We start from the raw sequence: 18,503 nt of genomic DNA, 5'->3' as shown, positions 1-18,503 counted from the left end.
CTCATCGACTCGTGGTTCCCGAGCCTGACGAGCCGGGGATCGTCAGCTGTGCGCGCCGATCGCGACCGAACGGCTGCTGGTGTGCCCCTGGGCGGCCAGCGCGTCGCGGATGCTCTGGCGGCCACGGTGGATGCGACTGCGGACGGTGCCGAGCTTGACACCCAGGGTCGCGGCGATCTCCTCGTAGGACAGCCCCTCGATGTCACACAGGACGACGGCGGCGCGGAAGTCGGGCGCCAGCGAGTCGAGGGCGCGCTGCAGATCCGGGTCGAGGTTGGTGGCGTCGAAGATCTGCTGGGGGTCGGGGGTGTCGGCCGGCACGCGGTCGTACTCCTCGGGCAATGCCTCCATGCGGATCTTGCTGCGGCGGCGGACCATGTCGAGGAACAGGTTGGTGGTGATGCGGTGCAACCAGCCCTCGAAGGTGCCGGGGCGGTAGTTCGACAGCGATCGGAACACCCGGATGAAGGTCTCCTGCGTGAGATCCTCGGCGTCGTGCTGATTCCCCGACAGGCGGTAGGCCAGGCGGTAGACGCGGTCGGCGTGCTCGCGCACCAGTTCATCCCATGACGGCATCAGCAGTTCGTCGCCGGTGGCGTCGAAACCTGCGGTGCCCGCCGGAACGGCGGGCACTTCGTCGGTGGAATCGCGGGAATCGGTCATGGTGGGTGGTCGGTTCCTCTCTCGTGAACACAGCCCGGTGACCCAGAGCACTCACCGTGTCGAACAACGTCGCACCGGTCCGGTATTCCCAACGCGCCGGGGCTTCACACCGACTCGCCGGGCAGTACCGTCAACCGGACGCACTCACCCTCTCGTATCGGAGTGTGGTCGCCGTATGAGTCCCCTGAGTGTTCCCTGAGGATGTGACGGGCTCCGACCGCGGCCCGGGATTCGCCCAGGTCGGCGTGCCATGTCCGCGTTGACCGGGCCTGCGGTCTAACCTCGACGCGTGACCGAGTCAACCCCGTCCGCCGGCCCCGATCTGATCGCCTACGCCGAGTCGGCGATCGTCGAGGACGACGCCGTCATCGCCGCCCGTGCCCGCGCAGAGGAACTGGGTGCCACGCCCGTGAGCCCAGCGGTCGGTGCGCTGCTCGCACTCCTGGCCCGCACCGCCGACGCCAAGGCCGTGGCCGAGATCGGCACCGGCACCGGCGTGAGCGGTCTGTGGTTGCTCAACGGCATGGCCGCCGACGGGGTCCTGACCACCATCGACCCCGAACCCGAGCACCATCGTGCGGCGCGGGCGTCGTTCGCCGGGGCCGACATCTCCCCCGGCCGCACGCGCCTGATCAACGGCACACCCACCGACGTGCTGCCGCGTCTCTCGGACACGTCCTACGACCTGGTCTTCATCGACGGTCCCTTGCTGGACCTGCCGCGGTTCGTGACCGAGGCCGTCCGCATGCTGCGCGACGGCGGTGTCGTCGTGGTGCACAACGCGACGGCCGACGGCACCGTGGGCGATCCGTCCCGCACCGACCCGCCGACCGCGGCCGCGCGCGAGGCGGCCCTGCTGATCGCCGACGACGAGCGCCTCCTGCCGGTCGTGATCCCGCTCGGGCCCGGTGTGCTCGCGGCGGTCAAGACCCGCTGACCACAACGCAAACCCACCCATTTTCGGCAGATCCGCCCCCTGAGGGGGTGCTGGGTTTGCCGAAAAAGGGTGGGTTTGCGGGGTCTCACACGCGCGCCGAGTTCGCGAGGCGCCTCACACGTCAGTCGAGAAGCGGATTCCGTTGTCGGGGATCTCGATTCCCGGCCACACGCGTGCGCCGCGCAGGAGTTCGCAGCGCGCACCGATGTCCGCGCCGTCGCCGATGACGGTGTCGCGGATCAGTGCCCGCGGACCGATTCGTGCGCCGAAACCGATGATCGAGCGCTCGACGACCGCACCGGCCTCGATGACCGCGCCGTCGAAGACCACCGCACCGTCGAGGCGGGCGCGGGGCCCGACCTCCGCGCCTCGGCCGACGACGGTGCCGCCGATCAGCAGGGCACCCGGGCCGACGCCGGCACCCTCGTGGACCAGCGACTCGCCGTGGCGATCACCGAGCGCCGGTGACGGTGCGATGCCGCGCACCAGGTCGGCCGAGCCGCGGACGAAGTCCTCCGGGGTGCCCATGTCGCGCCAGTAGGCGTGGTCGACGTGGGCGTGGACGTGCTTGCCCTCGGTGAGCAGGCGCGGGAAGACCTCGCGCTCCACCGAGACGGGCACGCCATACGGGATCGACTCGATGATCTTGCGGTTGAAAACGTATGTGCCGGCATTGATCTGATCTGTCGGCGGGTCCTGGGTCTTCTCCAGGAAGGCGGTGACGCGGCCGTCGCCGTCGGTCGGCACGCAGCCGAACGCGCGCGGATCGCTCACCCGGACGAGGTGGATGGTCACGTCGGCGTCGGCCGCGCGATGGCTGTCGATGACGTCGCGCACATCGGTGCCGCCGAGCACGTCGCCGTTGAACACGACGATGGTGTCGGCGGTCAGCTCGTCGAGGACGTTGCGGATGCCGCCGCCGGTGCCGAGCGGCTCGTCCTCGGTGACGTAGCGCAGACGCAGGCCCAGTTTGGAGCCGTCGCCGTAGTACTCGCTGAACACCTCGGCCTTGAACGAGGTACTGAGGACGACGTCGCGGATCCCGGCCGCGTGGATGCGCGACAGCAGGTGCGTGAGGAAGGGCAGGCCCGCGGTGGGCAGCATCGGCTTGGGCGCCGAGAGCGTGAGCGGACGGAGCCGGGTGCCCTTGCCGCCGACGAGGACGACCGCCTCGACGCCCTCGGCAACAGGCGCCGATCCGCCGACGGACGCGCGCCCCACCGACTCGCGCACGGTGTACTGATCCACTTGATCGGTCCCTTCTTCGTGATGTCCGGTATTCACTTCAGCACTCATCCGTTGTCTTCGCTCGTCGAGGTGTTCTCCGTCGACGTGGTCCGGCGGGCCGCTCGGACCGCAAGACGCGACCGCGCGGCCAGGCCGACGCGCAGCGCGAGCCGCAGCGGTGCACGCCACACACCGGGGTTGCGGTCGGCCTGGAACCGATAGGCACTCTCGTGGTGTGCGGGCAGCATCTTCTCGGGGTTCCGACCGGCGCTGTGCCCCTTGGTGTGCACGATCTCGGCCGAGGGGACATAGACGTTCTGCCAGCCGGCCTTGCCCAGGCGGTCGCCCAGGTCGACGTCCTCCATGTACATGAAATAGCGGGGGTCGAAGCCGCCGACGGCGTCGAAGGCCTCCCGTCGAACCAGCAGGCACGACCCCGAGAGCCAGCCGACGGCCCGTTCCGACGGCGCCTCGTCGTCGGCGCGATAGGCCGCGGTCCACGGATTCTTTTTCCACACCGTGCCGAGGATGGCGTGACCGGTGCCGGAGACGAGGTCGGGAACGCGTCGCGCCGACGGGTAGATGGTGCCGTCGGGTTCCCGGATGAGCGGTCCCAGCGATCCCGCACGCGGCCAGCGCCGCGCAGCGTCGAGGAGTTCGTCGATCGAGCCCGGCTTCCACTCGACGTCCGGGTTGGCGATGAGCACGAACTCGATGTCGGGATCGATCTCGGCGACCCCGCGGTTCATCGCGCGGCCGTAGCCGAGGTTGCCGCCGGTGCGGACCAGTTTCACCGACTCGTAGTCCTTCTCGGCCTGTTCGGGTGCACCGTCGTCGGAGCCGTTGTCTGCGATGACGACCTGCGGCATCACATCGGTCACGGCGTCGAGACTGCGAAGGAATGTCGCGAGGTGATCACCGGAGAAGTAGGTCACCGTGACGACGGCTAGCTGAGCGGGCACCGGCTCAGGGTAACGAACCGCCCGGCTCGACGATCGACGCGTGCAGCGCGGCGCGCCAGTCCCGTAGCGGCGTCAGCCCCGCCGCGGCCCAGGAGCGTCCGGAGAGCACCGAATACGCCGGACGCGGTGCCGGGCGCCGGAACTCCGCCGTGGTGGTGGGCAGCACGCGTGAACGTTCGGCGCCGACCTCCTCGAAGACGGCCGCCGCCACCTCGAACCACGTCGCGCGGCCCGCGTTGGTGGCGTGCAGGACGGTTCCGGTGACCTCGGGGCGGGGCCCGGCGGCCACCAGCTCCCACAGCCCGTCGGCGAGGTCGATGCAGTAGGTGGGCGAACCGAGCTGGTCGTCGACGACCGACACGGTGTCGCGTGTCTGCTCGAGACGACGCATCGTCCCGACGAAGTCGCGGCTCTCGGGTCCGCCGGTGTAGACCCACGCGGTGCGCACGACGGTGGCACGCGGGTCCGCGTCGAGTGCGGCGCGTTCACCGGCGAGTTTGGTTGCCCCGTAGACGGTTGCCGGTTCGCCGCTCACGTCATCGGGTTCGTAGCCGTCGGGACGGTCGCCCGCTGAGCCCGGGCCGTCGAGCGGGGTACCGGGAAAGACGTAGTCGGTGGAGACATGGATCAACCACGCCCCCGCGGCGGCGGTCTGGGCGGCGAGCAGTGCCGGACCGGTGACGTTGACCCGGCGCGCACCCTCCGGATCAGACTCGGCACCGTCGACGTCGGTGTAGGCGGCACAGTTGACCACGACGTCGCCGGCGCCGAGGTCGCCCAGCGCGGCCGCGACCGATGTCTCGTCGGTGATGTCGATGTCGGCGGAGGTCAGCGGACGCCACACCACGGAGTCGGGTGCCTGGGCAGTCCTCTCCTGGAGTGCGGTGCCGAGCTGCCCGCCGGCGCCGACGATGTACACGGTGGGGGTGCTGGGCGTGACACGCATGGCCACCATCGTGCCGCAGACCCCGGCGTGCCACGACTCGGCCGTCCATCAACACGTGACGACCGCTACTCGACTTCTCGGCGTTGCGTTCTCGAATTCCCGAATCACTTCAGTAGCCTGGCGACAGCAACATCAGCTTTCACTCCTGCACCGACAATCCCATGGCGCGGACCGACCGGACGCCACCGTCGAGCAGCACGACGACCACGAAAGGGACCGCGGACCAGTGGATTCACCATCCGACGGCGCACGTGGGCGGCCGCGCCCCAGGCGTGCGGTACCGCCGGAGCCGGGCAGCCGGCGCACTCCGGATGCCGATCACAGCCGACGGCCGGTGCGCGGCGAACGCACTGGTGAACCGGGGTGGCCGCCTCAGGGCGCCCGCCCGCGTCCCGCCGACCCCGAGCCCGGCGCTCCCCGACGCCGGGTGGTGCGTGGTGCTCCCACGACGCAGTCGCGAGCCGAGTCCGCACAACACGCACGGCGCCAGCCGCCGCCCGAACGGATCCCCGCCCGGGATGCCGAAGGCAGGCCTCGTCGACGCCCCGCGGAGCCGCGCGACCCCCGCAGGCGTGTGCCCCCGCAGGAACCGGCGTCTCCCCGCCGGCCGCGGCGTGGCGACGAGCCTCTCGGCCGACGCTCGTCCGGCGAGATCCACACGCGGTCGGCACCCGCCGAACGTAAGCGTTCCGCGTCACCGGATTCCGCCCGCAAGCGCGTCCCTCGACCCGACGCCGAGAAGGCTCCCGCGAAGAAGGCCGCACCGAAGAAGGCCGCACCGAGGAGAACCCCACCGAAGAAGGCCGCACCCGGGAAGCACGCTTCGGCAGGAACAGCCCGAAGTGCTGCCGCGGTGACCGAAAAGCTCTCGGCCACTGCAGAGTCCACCACACCGACCGCTCCGCCGACCGCTCCGCCCGGCACCGTCACTCGCCCTCACGCCGGATGGGCGTCGGGCGCCGGATGGGGTCGCGCGTTGATCGCGATCGCATCGGTCGCCGTGCTGCTGTGCACCGGTTACGCATGGAACACGATGTCCGACCTGGAGACTCGCATCACGCAGCTCGGCGGACTCGGTCTGGGTGGTGCGAAGGACGGCGCCGTCGACATCCTGTTGGTGGGCACCGACTCCCGTACCGACGCGAAGGGCAACCCGCTCTCGCCGGAGGAGGTCAAGCTCCTGCGTTCGGGCGAGGAGGTCGCCACCAACACCGACACCATCCTGCTGGTGCGCATCCCCGAGGACGGTTCGTCGGCCACCGCGATCTCGATCCCACGTGACTCGTACGTCGACGTACCGGGTATCGGCATGAGCAAGATCAACGCGGCCTACGGCACCACCCGCGAAGGCGTGCGCGCCCGCGCCGTGGAAGCCGGGCAGTCGCCCGAGAAGGCGGAGAAGGAAGGCACGCTGGCCGGCCGGAAGGCGTTGGTGGACACCGTCGCCAACCTCACCGGCGTCCAGGTCGACCACTATGCGGAGGTCGGCCTGCTCGGCTTCGTCCTGCTGACCAATGCGGTCGGCGGCATCGACGTCTGCCTCAACGCCCCGGTCCGGGATCCGTTCAGCGGCGCGCGTTTCCGCAAGGGTGTCCAGACCCTCGACGGGCCCAGGGCACTGAGCTTCGTGCGCCAGCGTCACGGACTCCCGCGCGGCGACCTCGACCGCATCACACGTCAGCAGGCGTTCATGGCGTCACTGACCCAGAAGGTGTTGTCCGCAGGCACTCTCACCGATCCGGGAAAGCTCTCGGAGATGCAGAACGCGGTGGCGCGGTCGATCGTCATCGACGACGGTTGGAACATCATCAACTTCGCGGAGCAACTCAAGGACCTCAGCGGCGGCCGCGTGAAGTTCTCCACCATCCCGATCGTCACCGAACAGGGTTGGAGCGAGGACGGTCTGCAGAGCGTCGTCCAGGTGGATCCGCAGGCGGTGAAGACGTACACCAGCGACCTCCTCACCCCGAAGCAGGCCGGGGCCGACGCCCAGCGCGGCGATTTCAAGGTCGACGTCGTCAACGCGGGCACCATCGACGGACTGGGTTCGAACGTGGCGAACATCCTGACCAACAAGGGCTATCAGTCCGGTGAGACCTCCAGCGGCAAGGCCGACACCAAGGACTCGGTGATCTACGCGAAGGAGAATGGCGACGCCGCGCGGCTGCTCGCCAAGGACCTCGGCGGCGTGAAGGTCGTCGAGGACCCGAACCTCGCGGACGACCAGCTCAAGGTGGTCCTCACCAACACCTACGCCGGACCGGGCGGGCTCGGCGACACCGGCGACCAGACCGACAACACCCCGGCCAGTGAGCGTGTCGGCAACAAGCGCCCGCCGATCACCGCCGCGAACAAGGGGCCGATGTGCGTGAACTGAGCAGTCCGAACACCGTCGCCGACGCGATCTTCGGTGCGGTGGCCGATCATTCGCGTCCACGGCTGACGTACTACGACGAGGCGACCGGCGAGCGCACCGATCTGTCGGCGGCCACCCTCGGCAACTGGGCGGCCAAGACCGCCAACTATCTCGTCGACGAGATCGGGGTGGGCGCCGGGGATGTCGTGGTGGTGGACCTCCCCGAGCACTGGCAGACCGCCGGGATCGTGATCGGCGCACTGTGGGCCGGCGCCGACGTCCACCTCGCGGACGCCGATGCCGCGGAGGCAGCTTCGGAGCCACGGGTGGTCTTCACCTCGCGCGACCGGCTCGACGACCATCCCGACGCCGACGAGGTCGTGGTGGCCTCACTCGATCCGTTCGCCCTGCCACTGCGTGATCTCCCGCCCGGGGTCGGCGACTACGGGAGCGTCGTGCGGGTGCACGGCGACCAGTTCGTCTCGCGGTCCCCGGCCGTCGAGGCCCTCGACGGCATGCCGACGGCCGAGGTGGTCACCGAGGCCCGGACCGTCGCCGAACGCGACGGCATCGCCGCCGGCACCCGCGTGGTGTCGACGCGTCCCTGGCACACCGCGCCCAGCGTGCTCGCACACCTGCTCGCACCTCTAGTTGCCGGTGGCAGTCTGGTGCACGTCGCGAACGCCTCCGCCGAGCGGGTAACCGCGATCGCGGATGTCGAGAAGGCCGGAGTCGTGCTCGGAACACCCTCCGAATAGCCGCAATTGCCGCACGGCCAGGGAATCGCAGTGCACAAGACCCTGCGGGATCGCAGTTGATGCGGCACAGTGGGGACATGCGACTGCCCAACGCACTGGCCCGTTTCAACAAGATCGTCACCAATCCGATCCAGCGGCAGTGGGCACCCCACCTGCCGCCCTTCGCGATGGTCGAGCACGTCGGCCGCAAGTCCGGAAAGACCAACTCGAATCCGGTGCTGGCCTGGGTCGATCGTGACAAACTCACGATCATCCTCACCTACGGCCGGCACACCGACTGGGTGCGCAACGTCCAGGCGGCCGGTTCCTTCGCCATCATCCGCAAGGACGAGCGTTATCAGGTCACCGGTCCGCGCATCGTCCCGTCGGACTCCCCCGACATCGCCTCCGGCGCGAAGATCCCCGCCCGGCTCTTCGAGTCGGCTCTCCTCGGCACCCTGCACAAGGCCTAAACCCCGGTGGCCGACGACCCGCTCGACGATTTCACCGCCGAGGACGTGACCCTGCGCGGCGACACCCGCCGCGTCTACCGCAAGGGCACGGGTCCCGCGGTCATCGTGATCGCCGAGATGCCGGGGATCAGTCCGAAGGTCGCCGACGTCGCGCGGCGCATCGCCGATCTGGGGGCCACCGCCGTCATGCCGTCGCTGTTCGGCGTCGACGGGCGCGATCCTCGGCCGGACAACCTCGGCCGGGTCGGCTCGATGCGGTCGATGCTGGGTACCATCGCCAAGACCTGCATCACCCGCGAATTCACCATTCTCGCAACGGGAAAGACCTCACCGGTCACGGCGTGGCTGCGCGAGCTCGCCGCCCGCGAGCACGACCGCTGCGGCGGTCCCGGGGTGGGTGCGGTCGGAATGTGTTTCACCGGCGGCTTCGCGCTCGCGATGGCCACCGACGAACGCATGCTGGCCCCGGTGCTCTCGCAGCCGTCGCTGCCGTTCGCGGTCCTCCCCGGACGCGCACGCGCGATCGACGTCGGCGACGCCGATCTCGCGAAAGTGCAGGCACGATGCGCCCGCGGGCTGGAGGTGATGGGTCTGCGTTTCGCCGGTGATCAGCTCTCGCCACGTTCGCGATTCGCCTATCTCCAGGAAGTTCTCGGCGACTCGTTCATCGGGATCGAACTCCCCGACGACGCCGCGAACCCGGATTCGATGTTCCCCCGGCCGCATTCGGTGCTGACCGAGGACCTCTACGACGAACCCGGACAACCCACGAGAGAAGCCTTCGACCGGGTGCTGGACTTCTTCACCGACAAACTCGGCTTGTCGCCCGCCACCCCGGGATCGCCTGCGGCAGAGGGCTAGTCGCCGAGCAGTTCCTGCTGGAGCGCGGCATCCTTGTCGAGGACCATCTGCTCGAGGCCCTTCTGGAACGACACCATCCGTTCCTGCAGGACGGGGTCGGAGGAAGCGAGGATGCGCACGGCGAGCAGTCCGGCGTTGCGGGCGCCGCCGACCGACACCGTCGCGACGGGCACACCGGCGGGCATCTGCACGATGGACAGCAACGAGTCGAGGCCGTCGAGGTGTCGCAGCGGCACCGGCACACCGATCACCGGCAACGGCGTCGCCGAGGCGACCATGCCCGGAAGGTGCGCTGCCCCACCGGCTCCCGCGATGATGACCTCGATGCCGTTGGCGGCGGCACCGGCCGCGTAGTCGAGCATCCGCTGCGGTGTGCGGTGTGCCGAGACGACACCCACCTGGAATGGCACGTCGAACTCGGCGAGTGCCTCCGCGGCCGCCTTCATCGTCGGCCAGTCGGAGTCGCTGCCCATGATCAGGCCGACACGAGGGCCCCTGTTCTCGGTCATGAATGCACATCCCATCCGTCGGTCCACGTCGCGTGCGACATCCACTGCGCGGCACGCTCGGCGCGCTCGCGCACCGATTCCATCGATTCACCCGGGCGGCCGACGATGTTCACGTGGCCGATCTTTCGGTCGCGCCGCTCACCCTTGCCGTAGAGGTGCACCTTGGCCTCGGGCATCCGCGCCATCAGGTGGTGCAGGCGCTCGTCCATGGACATCTCCGGTGCGCTCGGCGCGCCCAGGATGTTGGCCATCACGGTCAGCGGCGCGGTCGGCGCGGTGTTGCCCAGCGGGTAGTCGAGAACGGCGCGCAGATGCTGCTCGAACTGCGAGGTGACCGCGCCGTCCATCGTCCAGTGCCCGCTGTTGTGCGGACGCATCGCGAGTTCGTTGACGACGAGTTCGCCGTCGACGGTCTCGAAGAGTTCCATCGCCATCACACCGACCACGCCGAGTTCGCCGGCGAGACGCAACGCCATCTGCTGCGCCTGCTTCGCGACGTCGTCGGAGAGACCCGGTGCGGGCGCGAGCACGACGGCGCACTGGCCGTGACGCTGGATGGTCTCCACCACCGGCCACGCCGCACCCTGCCCGAACGGGGACCGGGCGATCATGGCCGACAGTTCGCGCCGCATCGGCACCTTCTGTTCGGCCAGCAGCGCCGGCGCGTCGGACGGGTACTCGTCGAAGACCGCGAGGGCCTCGTCGGCGCCGTCGACGAGCCAGACCCCGCGACCGTCGTATCCGCCTCGGACCGCCTTGATGACGATCTCCCAGTCGTTGGCCGCGCCGAACTCGGCGAGACGCGCGCGGGCGGCCGTCCGGTCGCCGGCGAGATCGGCGAACTCCGGGACCGGCAGACCCAGCTCGGCCAGGCGAACCCGCATCGCCAGCTTGTCCTGGGCGAAGTGCAGCGCCTTCGACGGCGGGAGGACCGCCACTCCTTCGGCTTCGAGTGCCCGGAGGTGTTGCAGCGGCACACCTTCGTGGTCGAAGGTCAGTGCGGCGGCACCGGCGGCGGCGCGGCGCAGGTCGTCGAGTTCGTCGTGTGAGCCGAGGACGATGTCGGCACTCACCTGCGCGGCCGGGTCCGAATCCGACGCGGCCAGCACGCGCAGACACTGTCCGAGTGTGATCGCGGCCTGATGCGTCATCCGCGCGAGCTGTCCGCCGCCGATCATCGTGACCTTCGGCATACCCGACGCCGCGCCGGCGCTACGCGCCGCCTCCGGGGTGGGTGGCGCGGAATTCGAGGTCATCGGCCCGTTCACTGGCGCTCCATCCGCCTCGCGTGGATTCACGCGAACCATCGTGGCACGTCCGCTCTGTCATCCGCACAACCGCCCGGAGAACTTCCCCGGCGCTGTTGTTTCGTACACTCGGATCTTGTGCCATTGATCGACGAGCTGATCGCTCGCCTCCCAGCGCCGGTCCGACGGCTCGTGATGCGGCACCACGAACTCATCAAGTTCGCCATGGTCGGCGGCACCACCTTCATCTTCGATCTCGCGATCTTCTACAGCCTCAGCCTCACAATCCTCGAGCCGAAGCCGGTGATCGCCAAGATCATCGCCGGGGTGCTGGCGACGATCCTCAGCTACATCCTCAACCGCGAGTGGGCCTTCAAGAACCGCGGCGGCCGTGAACGCCACCACGAGGCACTGCTGTTCTTCATGATCAGCGGGATCGGCGTCATCCTGCAGGCCGCACCGCTGTTCATCGGCAACAACGTCTTCGACATGCGGTCCAACCTGAGTGTGTCCGAGGTCGTCGTCGTCGACTTCGTCCTCGGCTACATCATCGGCAACCTGATGCAGATGGCCTTCCGCTTCTGGGCGCTGCGCAGATTCGCGTTCCCCGAGGAACTCCTCCGCGGTGGCGACGCCGGGTCCACCGACCTGCATCCCTCGCTCGCCGAGCTCAACGATGAGGAACTCGGTCACGCCTGACGTCGGTGTCCGTGCCGCCGGGACCCTGGTCGTCCTGCTCGTTCGGTTCCTCGCCGTATCCGCTCGCATATCGGGCCGGGACGACGATGGCGAACACCGGGGGCCGTCGGACCGTGAGTTCCAGGCGCCCGCCGTCGGCCTCGATCAGCGCCCGTGCCAGCGACAGTCCGACGCCGCTGCGACCGGCACCGGGCCGCTTCCCGGCCGAGAAACCGCGGCGGAAGATGTGCGCGGAGATCTCGTCGGCGACGCCGTCGCCCTCGTCGGCGACCGTGATGCGGACCAGTTCGCCGGCCTGCAGTGTGCTCACCTCGATCCGGCACGTCCCGCGACCGTGCTGTAGCGCGTTGTCGACCAGCACGCTGACCGCCTCCCGCAGGCGTCCGGACTGCGAGGTGAGCGCCTGCGGTGCACCCGCGACCACCGCGGTCAGCTGTCGACCCTGCGCCTCGAAGGCGTGGCGGAAGTCCTCGACGAGTGTGGCGAGCATGTCGCCGACGTCGATGAAATGTGGTTCTGGTTCGTCGGCACGCGAGGCCTCCACCAGTTCGTCGAGATCGGTCGCCAGTCGCTCCACCTGGTCGAGTGCCGCCTCGGCTTCGCTGACGACCGCCGGATCGTCGTGCAGCGCCAGCTCGTCGAGCCGCAACTGGATGGCGGTCAGCCGGCTGCGGAGCTGATGCGACGCATCGCCGGCGATCTCGCGTTCGCGTTCGAGCCTCAGGGCCTGCGCGGTGTTGGCGTCGGCGAGCGCCCGCGACACCCGGTCGAGTTCGGCGATGCCGTACATCTTCCATTCGGTACGGAAGTCGGCACGGCCGAGAGTCGCCGCGCGGTCGGCCAGATCGGTCAGGGGGTCGACGATCCGGCCCGCCGACACCGCCGCCACCACCGAGCCGCCGATCACCGAAGCCACGACCACGAGCAGGACGACGCCGGCCGCGGTCATCTGGTCGTCCCGGACCTCGTTGCGCGGGATGGACAGGGTCAGTGTGCCGGCGGTGCCCAGGCCGATGGATTCCGAGAGTCGGGGCCCATCGATGTCGGCTCCGACGACCATCCGCCGATCGACTCCCCCGAGATCCGGATAGGTAATGGTCAGCTGGCCGTCGGGTGGCAGCAGCAGCTCGAAGGACTGCCGGTTGACCGCCTCGGACGGGATGCGACCGTCGGCTCCCTCCTGCCGGATGAGCTGGTCGGCGATGATCTTGAGCCGGTTGTCGAGAGCCTGATGCGCGTTGTCGGCCACCCACCACCAGGCCACGACGCTCAACGGGATGCCCAGCAGCGCACCCACCGCGATCAGGACGGCAGTCATCGTGGTGAGCAGGCGCCGGCGCATGGAAGCCGGTCGCATCGATGCCGGTCGCATGGGCACTTCCTAGGGGTCGAACCGGAAACCGACGCCGCGCACCGTCACGATGTGCCGCGGGCGGTTGTGGCGGTCGTCGCCGATCTTCCGGCGAAGCCACGAGATGTGCATGTCGAGGGTCTTCGACGACCGCAGATCTGCCGACCCCCAGACCTCGGTGAGGATCTCCTCGCGGGTCACGACCTCCCCCGCACGCTCCATGAGGAATCGCAGGAGGTCGAACTCGCGGTTGGCCAGGGTGAGGTCCTGTCCGTCCACCAGTACTCGCCGTGCCCGCGCGTCGAGTCGGATCGCGCCGCCCTCGAGTACGGGCTCGCCGTCGTCGGGCTGACGCCGGCGGAGCAATGCCCGCACGCGGGCGAGGAGCTCGGCGAGGCGGAACGGTTTGCCCACGTAGTCGTCTGCACCGGCGTCCAGGCCGACCACGAAGTCGACCTCGTCGGTGCGTGCGGTGAGCATGAGGACCGCGAGCGCGGGACGCTGGGCGCGCACCCGCCGGCACACCTCGAGGCCGTCGAGGACCGGGAGTCCGAGGTCGAGGATGAGCAGCTCGTAGCGGCTGTCGAGGGCCTTCTCGAGCGCGTCGGCACCGGTGCTCACGACATCGCACCCGTATCCCTCGCGGGAGAGGGCCCGCGCGAGCGGTTCGGCGATCGCGGTGTCGTCCTCGGCGAGCAGCACGTTGGTCAACGTTCCCGCGCCCCTCTGCTCTCGGGACGGTCGGCGGGGCCGTCCGGGACGCCGTGGTCGTCTTCCGCGTCGTCGCCGTACATCTCGAGCACTTCGTGGTAGAGCAGCGAATGGACCTTCTCCACCTGCGGGATGTCGTCGAAGGACAGCGGTTCGTCGGAGGCCGACTCGATGACCAGCGTGCCGGTCCGGAGCATCCGGTCGATGACGCCGTGCCGGAACTCGACGGTGTTGATCCGCCGGATCGGGATGTCGATACCCGACCGGGTGAGGATTCCGTTGCGGAACATCACCCGGCGGTCGGTCAGGACGAAGTGCGTCGTCTTCCAGGACAGCAACGGCCGGACGAAATACCAGACGAGGCCGAGTGCCCACACCACGCCGACGACGATCAGCAGCACCGTCCGCGGGGTCGAGCCCAGCGACGATCCGGCGATCACGCCCGCGAGGACACCCGCGGCCGCGGTGATGATCCCGAACAACAGGAACGGACCGAGCAGACACTTCCAATGAGGGTGCCGGTGGAGAACGACACGTTCACCGGGCGCCAGGTTCTCCCGCGGGTAAGCCATGCGGCTCAGCATAATCGGGACGGCCCTGCCCGGGGCCACGCTGAGTAGACTGCGAGACACCAGTACCGATCGACTGCCGGGCACGTTGGGGCGGTCGGCGAGGAGAATTGTCATGACCTACCAGGACCCGCGGGGCCCGCACCGCGATCCCGACCCACGGACCGCCCGCTACGAGTCCGGGTACAACCCCGACTCGCGGGCCTACAGCCGGCAGGATCCGTATGCCGAGCCGTACCGGGATCCGTACCCGGCCGACGGCCCCGCCGCACCGGGCGGGTACGCCGAGCAGCCGCTGCCGGACCGGGCGCCGCGACGCGCACCCGACGTCAACCCGGTCACCTTCGCCGGTGGCGTGGTGATGACCGGTGTGGTCACCGGCCTCGCTGCGTGGCTGGTCGCCTGGATCATCGCGGCGTTCGTCGAGAAGGTGAACGAGTCCGGCAAGCTCGGTGTCTGGAACCCGGTGGCGGCCAGCGAGATCTGGTTCGGTGTCGTGGGATTCCTGTGCGCGCTCGCCGCCGGCGCGCTCTGGTATGTGCTGCAGCTCATCACGCCGGCGCCCAACCAGTTCTATCGGTGGATCGTCGGGCTGCTCCTGATCGCCGCGGTGCTGATCCCGATCCTCACCTACCAGCAGACCTCGGTCGGCATCGAGACCGCGATCCTGCATTTCGTCATCGGTCTGCCGCCGTTGACGATCATCCCGGCGATGGGCATCAAGAGCCTGCAGCGCTGACCCGCACGTCTTCTAGACCGGCCGCAGGTGCGTGACGTCCCCGGCGGCCGCGATCACCTGACGACCGTCGGCGTCGACGACGATCCGCCCGGACGCGTCGACGCCGGTTGCGGTCCCGACGACCTCCTCGTCGCCGGGCAGCACCAGGCGTACGCGGCGCCCGATGGTGTCACTGTCCTCCCGGTAGCGCGCCGCGAGTCCGTCGACGTCGTTCGGCCACCGGTCGAGCAGATCCGACAGTGCCCGCAGGTATGACGCCGCCAGCTCGGTGAGCGGGACGTCCTCACCGGTCGCCAGCTGCAGCGAGGTGGCGGTCGGGACCGGGAGCTGGTCCTCGGACATCGTCGTGTTGAGGCCGGTGCCGATCACGGCCACCCCGCCGTCCCCGTGCCGGGTGTGGGGTGAACGCGTGTACTCCGAGAGGATTCCGGCGGCCTTGCGCCCGTCGATCAGCACGTCGTTGGGCCACTTGAGACCCGGCCGCACGCCGATCGCCTCACCGATTCCCTGCACCGCGGCGAGCCCGGCCAGCAACGACAACCAGCCGAGGTGTTCGGTGTGCTCGCCGACGTCGACCGCCGCTGACATCGCCAGCTGCGTCCCGCGCGGCGCGGTCCAGGTCCTCGCGTGCCGACCCCGACCTGCGGTCTGGTCGGTGGTCAGGCGCACCGTGCCGTCGACCGGTTCGGTCGCCGCGCGGGTCACCAGATCGGCGTTGGTCGACCCGGTGGAATCGACCACCTCGATCCGGTGCCAGCGCGTGTCGGCGAGTCGGGTCCGGAGCAGGTCGGCGTCGAGGGACATGGACATGTCTGAAGAACCTAACAAATGAACAACCACCGACCGATCGCTCGGGAACCTGAGGGATATCTCACGTTGATCCGGTTGACGTGGCTCACACCCGGGTAGTTAGCATCGACAGTCATGACCACAGCTTCACGCGACGATGCCGCCGCTCCCGACATCCACACGACCGCGGGGAAGCTCGCCGATCTGCGCAATCGTCTCGAAGAGGCGAAGCACCCCGTGGGCGAGGCCGCCGTCGAGAAGACCCATGCAAAGGGCAAACTGACCGCCCGTGAGCGGATCACCCATCTGCTCGACGAGGGCTCGTTCGTCGAACTCGACGCGCTGGCGAAGCATCGCAGCACGAACTTCGGCCTCGCCGAGCGTCGACCGGTCGGAGACGGTGTGGTCACCGGCTACGGCACGATCGACGGCCGCGAGGTCTGCATCTTCTCGCAGGACTCCACCGTCTTCGGCGGCAGCCTCGGTGAGGTCTATGGCGAGAAGATCGTCAAGGTCATGGATCTGGCCATCAAGACCGGCCGCCCGCTGATCGGCATCAACGACGGCGCCGGCGCGCGTATCCAGGAGGGCGTGGTCTCGCTCGGCCTGTACGGCGAGATCTTCCACCGCAACGTCCGCGCCTCGGGTGTCATCCCCCAGATCTCGCTGATCATGGGTGCAGCCGCCGGCGGCCACGTGTACTCCCCGGCCCTGACCGACTTCGTGGTCATGGTCGACCAGACCAGCCAGATGTTCATCACCGGCCCGGACGTCATCAAGACCGTCACCGGTGAAGAGGTCACCCAGGAGGAACTCGGCGGCGCGAGTACCCACATGGCGAAGTCGGGCACCGCGCACTACGTCGCCTCCGACGAAGAGGACGCGCTCGAGTACGTCAAGGAACTCCTGAGCTACCTGCCGAGCAACAACCGTGCCGATGCCCCGCGTCTGCCGGTCGCGCAGCCGGCCGCCGGCTCCATCGAGGACACCCTGACCGACGAGGACCTCGAGCTCGACACGCTCATCCCGGATTCGCCGAACCAGCCGTACGACATGCACGAGGTCATCCGTCGCATCCTCGACGACGACGAGTTCCTCGAGATCCAGGCCGACTACGCGAAGAACATCGTCGTCGGTTACGGCCGCGTCGACGGTCGCAGTGTCGGCATCGTCGCCAACCAGCCCACCCAGTTCGCCGGCTGCCTCGACATCGACGCCTCGGAGAAGGCCGCACGTTTCGTGCGCACCTGCGACGCCTTCAACATCCCGATCGTCACCCTGGTCGACGTCCCCGGCTTCCTGCCCGGTACCGACCAGGAGTACCGCGGCATCATCCGCCGCGGCGCCAAGCTGCTCTACGCCTACGGCGAGGCGACGGTCGGCAAGATCACCGTCATCACCCGTAAGGCCTACGGCGGCGCATACGACGTCATGGGCTCCAAGCACATGGGTGCCGACGTGAACCTCGCATGGCCCACGGCGCAGATCGCTGTCATGGGTGCCTCCGGCGCCGTCGGATTCGTCTACCGCAATCAGCTCAAAGAGGCCGCTGCGAAGGGCGAGGACGTCGACGCACTGCGCCTCGAGCTGCAGCAGGAGTACGAGGACACCCTCGTCAACCCGTACGTCGCCGCCGCCCGCGGTTACGTCGACGCGGTCATCCCGCCGAGCCACACCCGCGGACAGATCGCGACCGCACTCAAGCTGCTCGAGCGCAAGATGGTCAACCTGCCGCCGAAGAAGCACGGGAACATCCCCCTGTGAGTGAGAGCCCAGCGAGCGAGGCATCCGTGAACGAGAGCACCGAGAAGGCAGCCGAGAAGCCGTTCCTGACCGTCGTCAACGGCAACCCGACCGATGAGGACCTCGCCGTGCTGGTGAGCGTCCTGGCCGGCGCGGGTGCCGGCGGTGGTGAGCCGGAGCCGGAGATCCGCAACGACTGGGGTCGCCCGGTCGATCGACTCCGTCCCCAGTGGGGCGCACCGTCGAGCTTCACCAATCTGCGCTACTGACCAGTGCCTGATTCCCAGATCGGGTCGAACACGCACGAGACCGGGCCGGCCACCGCCGGCCCGGTCTTCGTGCTCGGGTCCGCCTCCCCGGCCCGCCTGCGGGTCCTGCGCGCCGCCGGTGTCGAACCGGTGGTGCGCGTTTCCGACGTGGACGAGGACGCGCTGCTCGAACAGTTGCCGCCGGCCACTCCCGCCGACGCCGTCGTCGCCGAGTTGGCACGGGCGAAGGCCGAGGCCGTCGCCGCGCTGCCGGAGATCGCCGGTGCGGCCGAGAACGGCGAGACGGTCGTGGTGATCGGCTGTGACTCGATGCTGCATCTCGACGACCGCCTGCTCGGCAAGCCGCACACGCCCGAACGTGCACTCGCGCAGTGGGCCGAGATGCGCGGCCGCAACGCCGACCTGCTCACCGGCCACCACCTGATCCGGCTCGATCCCGATGGCGGCTCGACCAGCGCGACCGGGACCAGTTCCACGACAATCCATTTCACCGATGCCGACGACGACGTGGTCGCTCGCTATGTGGACAGCGGCGAACCGCTACAGGTCGCGGGTGCGTTCACCCTCGACGGACTCGGCGGCTGGCTGGTCGAACGCATCGAGGGCGATCCGTCGTCGGTCATCGGGATCGGTCTGCCGCTCGTCCAACGGCTCCTGACCGAGGTCGGGTTGTCGGTCACCGACTTCTGGCGGCACTGAGCCCCACCCCGCTCCC

Annotated in this window: 20 protein-coding genes; 10 read left to right on the top strand and 10 right to left on the bottom strand. The window is 69.1% G+C overall.

The features are described 5' to 3' along the window. Positions 1–42: 42 nt before the first annotated feature. The gene (gene sigE / locus GOAMI_RS14230) at positions 43–663 is read right to left on the bottom strand and encodes an RNA polymerase sigma factor SigE (RefSeq protein WP_006437240.1); all 621 of its coding nucleotides are present in this window, start codon (positions 661–663) and stop codon (positions 43–45) included. Positions 664–952: 289 nt separating this feature from the next. Between sigE and GOAMI_RS14225 the strand changes: the two genes are divergently transcribed. After that, positions 953–1,600: an O-methyltransferase gene (locus GOAMI_RS14225; RefSeq protein WP_006437239.1), complete on the top strand. Its 648-nt coding sequence runs from the start codon at positions 953–955 to the stop codon at positions 1,598–1,600. A 114-nt stretch (positions 1,601–1,714) separates the two neighbouring features. Here GOAMI_RS14225 and manB read toward each other — a convergent pair whose 3' ends face one another. From manB to rfbD, 3 genes are read right to left on the bottom strand one after another with little or no spacing between them, the layout of a single operon-like run. Further along, positions 1,715–2,848 carry a mannose-1-phosphate guanylyltransferase gene (manB, locus tag GOAMI_RS14220; RefSeq protein WP_006437238.1) on the bottom strand — a complete coding sequence of 378 codons (1,134 nt, stop codon included), beginning with the start codon at positions 2,846–2,848 and terminating at the stop codon, positions 1,715–1,717. Between the two features lie 44 nt (positions 2,849–2,892). Further along, the gene (locus tag GOAMI_RS14215) at positions 2,893–3,789 is read right to left on the bottom strand and encodes a glycosyltransferase family 2 protein (protein WP_006437237.1); all 897 of its coding nucleotides are present in this window, start codon (positions 3,787–3,789) and stop codon (positions 2,893–2,895) included. Between the two features lie 4 nt (positions 3,790–3,793). Further along, a complete protein-coding gene (gene rfbD / locus GOAMI_RS14210; RefSeq protein ID WP_040004855.1) occupies positions 3,794–4,744 on the bottom strand; it encodes a dTDP-4-dehydrorhamnose reductase in 951 nt (316 codons plus the stop codon). Between the two features lie 565 nt (positions 4,745–5,309). On the opposite strand from rfbD, the gene GOAMI_RS14205 reads away from it, so the two are divergent. The 4 genes from GOAMI_RS14205 (at position 5,310) to GOAMI_RS14190 (ending at position 9,162) form a co-directional block, all read left to right on the top strand. Next, positions 5,310–7,112 carry an LCP family protein gene (locus GOAMI_RS14205; RefSeq protein WP_255219196.1) on the top strand — a complete coding sequence of 601 codons (1,803 nt, stop codon included), beginning with the start codon at positions 5,310–5,312 and terminating at the stop codon, positions 7,110–7,112. Continuing rightward, positions 7,100–7,849, top strand: coding sequence for a TIGR03089 family protein (locus GOAMI_RS14200; protein ID WP_006437234.1), 750 nt, complete (start codon positions 7,100–7,102; stop codon positions 7,847–7,849). Before GOAMI_RS14205 ends, GOAMI_RS14200 begins: the two co-directional genes overlap by 13 nt. Positions 7,850–7,926: 77 nt before the next feature. Then, positions 7,927–8,301 (top strand): nitroreductase family deazaflavin-dependent oxidoreductase, encoded by a 375-nt coding sequence (locus GOAMI_RS14195; protein WP_040004854.1) that lies wholly within the window; start codon positions 7,927–7,929, stop codon positions 8,299–8,301. A 6-nt stretch (positions 8,302–8,307) separates the two neighbouring features. After that, entirely contained in the window at positions 8,308–9,162 is an 855-nt protein-coding gene (locus tag GOAMI_RS14190) for a dienelactone hydrolase family protein (RefSeq protein ID WP_006437232.1), read from the top strand. On the opposite strand, the gene purE is transcribed toward GOAMI_RS14190, so the two are convergent. Continuing rightward, entirely contained in the window at positions 9,159–9,671 is a 513-nt protein-coding gene (gene purE / locus GOAMI_RS14185; protein ID WP_006437231.1) for a 5-(carboxyamino)imidazole ribonucleotide mutase, read from the bottom strand. The two genes, GOAMI_RS14190 and purE, sit on opposite strands and share 4 nt — an antisense overlap. Further along, positions 9,668–10,927 carry a 5-(carboxyamino)imidazole ribonucleotide synthase gene (locus tag GOAMI_RS14180; protein WP_174324738.1) on the bottom strand — a complete coding sequence of 420 codons (1,260 nt, stop codon included), beginning with the start codon at positions 10,925–10,927 and terminating at the stop codon, positions 9,668–9,670. The genes purE and GOAMI_RS14180 overlap by 4 nt, the downstream gene beginning before the upstream one ends. A gap of 129 nt (positions 10,928–11,056) precedes the next feature. Between GOAMI_RS14180 and GOAMI_RS14175 the strand changes: the two genes are divergently transcribed. Beyond that, on the top strand, positions 11,057–11,617 hold the full coding sequence (locus GOAMI_RS14175) for a GtrA family protein (protein WP_006437229.1): 561 nt from the start codon (positions 11,057–11,059) through the stop codon (positions 11,615–11,617). Here the strand turns inward: GOAMI_RS14175 and GOAMI_RS14170 are convergent. Genes GOAMI_RS14170 through GOAMI_RS14160 form a run of 3 tightly spaced genes read right to left on the bottom strand, consistent with a single transcriptional unit; the run spans position 11,589 to position 14,263 of the window. Continuing rightward, positions 11,589–12,959 carry a sensor histidine kinase gene (locus GOAMI_RS14170; protein ID WP_006437228.1) on the bottom strand — a complete coding sequence of 457 codons (1,371 nt, stop codon included), beginning with the start codon at positions 12,957–12,959 and terminating at the stop codon, positions 11,589–11,591. The two genes, GOAMI_RS14175 and GOAMI_RS14170, sit on opposite strands and share 29 nt — an antisense overlap. A 39-nt stretch (positions 12,960–12,998) precedes the next feature. Continuing rightward, positions 12,999–13,679, bottom strand: a complete 681-nt coding sequence (locus GOAMI_RS14165) for a response regulator transcription factor (RefSeq protein ID WP_006437227.1) — start codon at positions 13,677–13,679, stop codon at positions 12,999–13,001. Further along, positions 13,676–14,263 (bottom strand): PH domain-containing protein, encoded by a 588-nt coding sequence (locus GOAMI_RS14160; protein WP_040004852.1) that lies wholly within the window; start codon positions 14,261–14,263, stop codon positions 13,676–13,678. The genes GOAMI_RS14165 and GOAMI_RS14160 overlap by 4 nt, the downstream gene beginning before the upstream one ends. 100 nt (positions 14,264–14,363) lie before the next feature. Here GOAMI_RS14160 and GOAMI_RS14155 point away from each other — a divergent pair, with 100 nt between their 5' ends. After that, entirely contained in the window at positions 14,364–14,987 is a 624-nt protein-coding gene (locus tag GOAMI_RS14155; RefSeq protein ID WP_006437225.1) for a hypothetical protein, read from the top strand. Between the two features lie 12 nt (positions 14,988–14,999). Here the strand turns inward: GOAMI_RS14155 and GOAMI_RS14150 are convergent, their stop codons facing one another. Continuing rightward, positions 15,000–15,791, bottom strand: a complete 792-nt coding sequence (locus GOAMI_RS14150; protein WP_040004861.1) for a biotin--[acetyl-CoA-carboxylase] ligase — start codon at positions 15,789–15,791, stop codon at positions 15,000–15,002. A gap of 120 nt (positions 15,792–15,911) precedes the next feature. Here GOAMI_RS14150 and GOAMI_RS14145 point away from each other — a divergent pair, with 120 nt between their 5' ends. Genes GOAMI_RS14145 through GOAMI_RS14135 form a run of 3 tightly spaced genes read left to right on the top strand, consistent with a single transcriptional unit; the run spans position 15,912 to position 18,487 of the window. Then, entirely contained in the window at positions 15,912–17,540 is a 1,629-nt protein-coding gene (locus GOAMI_RS14145; RefSeq protein ID WP_006437223.1) for an acyl-CoA carboxylase subunit beta, read from the top strand. Continuing rightward, positions 17,537–17,788 (top strand): acyl-CoA carboxylase subunit epsilon, encoded by a 252-nt coding sequence (locus tag GOAMI_RS14140; RefSeq protein WP_006437222.1) that lies wholly within the window; start codon positions 17,537–17,539, stop codon positions 17,786–17,788. Before GOAMI_RS14145 ends, GOAMI_RS14140 begins: the two co-directional genes overlap by 4 nt. Positions 17,789–17,791: 3 nt before the next feature. After that, entirely contained in the window at positions 17,792–18,487 is a 696-nt protein-coding gene (locus tag GOAMI_RS14135) for a Maf family protein (protein ID WP_006437221.1), read from the top strand. The last annotated feature ends 16 nt before the right edge of the window (positions 18,488–18,503 follow it).

It is taken from the genome of Gordonia amicalis NBRC 100051 = JCM 11271 (assembly GCF_000332995.1).
Lineage (GTDB): Bacteria > Actinomycetota > Actinomycetes > Mycobacteriales > Mycobacteriaceae > Gordonia > Gordonia amicalis.
The sequence above is the reverse complement of the archived record's forward strand: the minus strand, read 5'-3'. Positions and strand labels throughout refer to the sequence as shown.

Bases quoted from the DNA above. Each gene is read 5' to 3' on its own strand.
- GOAMI_RS14145 (WP_006437223.1), top strand. From the start codon at position 15,912: ATGACCACAGCTTCACGCGACGATGCCGCCGCTCCCGACATCCACACG.
- GOAMI_RS14155 (WP_006437225.1), top strand. From the start codon at position 14,364: ATGACCTACCAGGACCCGCGGGGCCCGCACCGCGATCCCGACCCACGG.
- GOAMI_RS14150 (WP_040004861.1), bottom strand. From the start codon at position 15,791: ATGTCCCTCGACGCCGACCTGCTCCGGACCCGACTCGCCGACACGCGC.
- sigE (WP_006437240.1), bottom strand. From the start codon at position 663: ATGACCGATTCCCGCGATTCCACCGACGAAGTGCCCGCCGTTCCGGCG.
- GOAMI_RS14180 (WP_174324738.1), bottom strand. From the start codon at position 10,927: ATGACCTCGAATTCCGCGCCACCCACCCCGGAGGCGGCGCGTAGCGCC.
- purE (WP_006437231.1), bottom strand. From the start codon at position 9,671: ATGACCGAGAACAGGGGCCCTCGTGTCGGCCTGATCATGGGCAGCGAC.
- GOAMI_RS14170 (WP_006437228.1), bottom strand. From the start codon at position 12,959: ATGCGCCGGCGCCTGCTCACCACGATGACTGCCGTCCTGATCGCGGTG.
- GOAMI_RS14195 (WP_040004854.1), top strand. From the start codon at position 7,927: ATGCGACTGCCCAACGCACTGGCCCGTTTCAACAAGATCGTCACCAAT.
- rfbD (WP_040004855.1), bottom strand. From the start codon at position 4,744: ATGGTGGCCATGCGTGTCACGCCCAGCACCCCCACCGTGTACATCGTC.
- GOAMI_RS14160 (WP_040004852.1), bottom strand. From the start codon at position 14,263: ATGCTGAGCCGCATGGCTTACCCGCGGGAGAACCTGGCGCCCGGTGAA.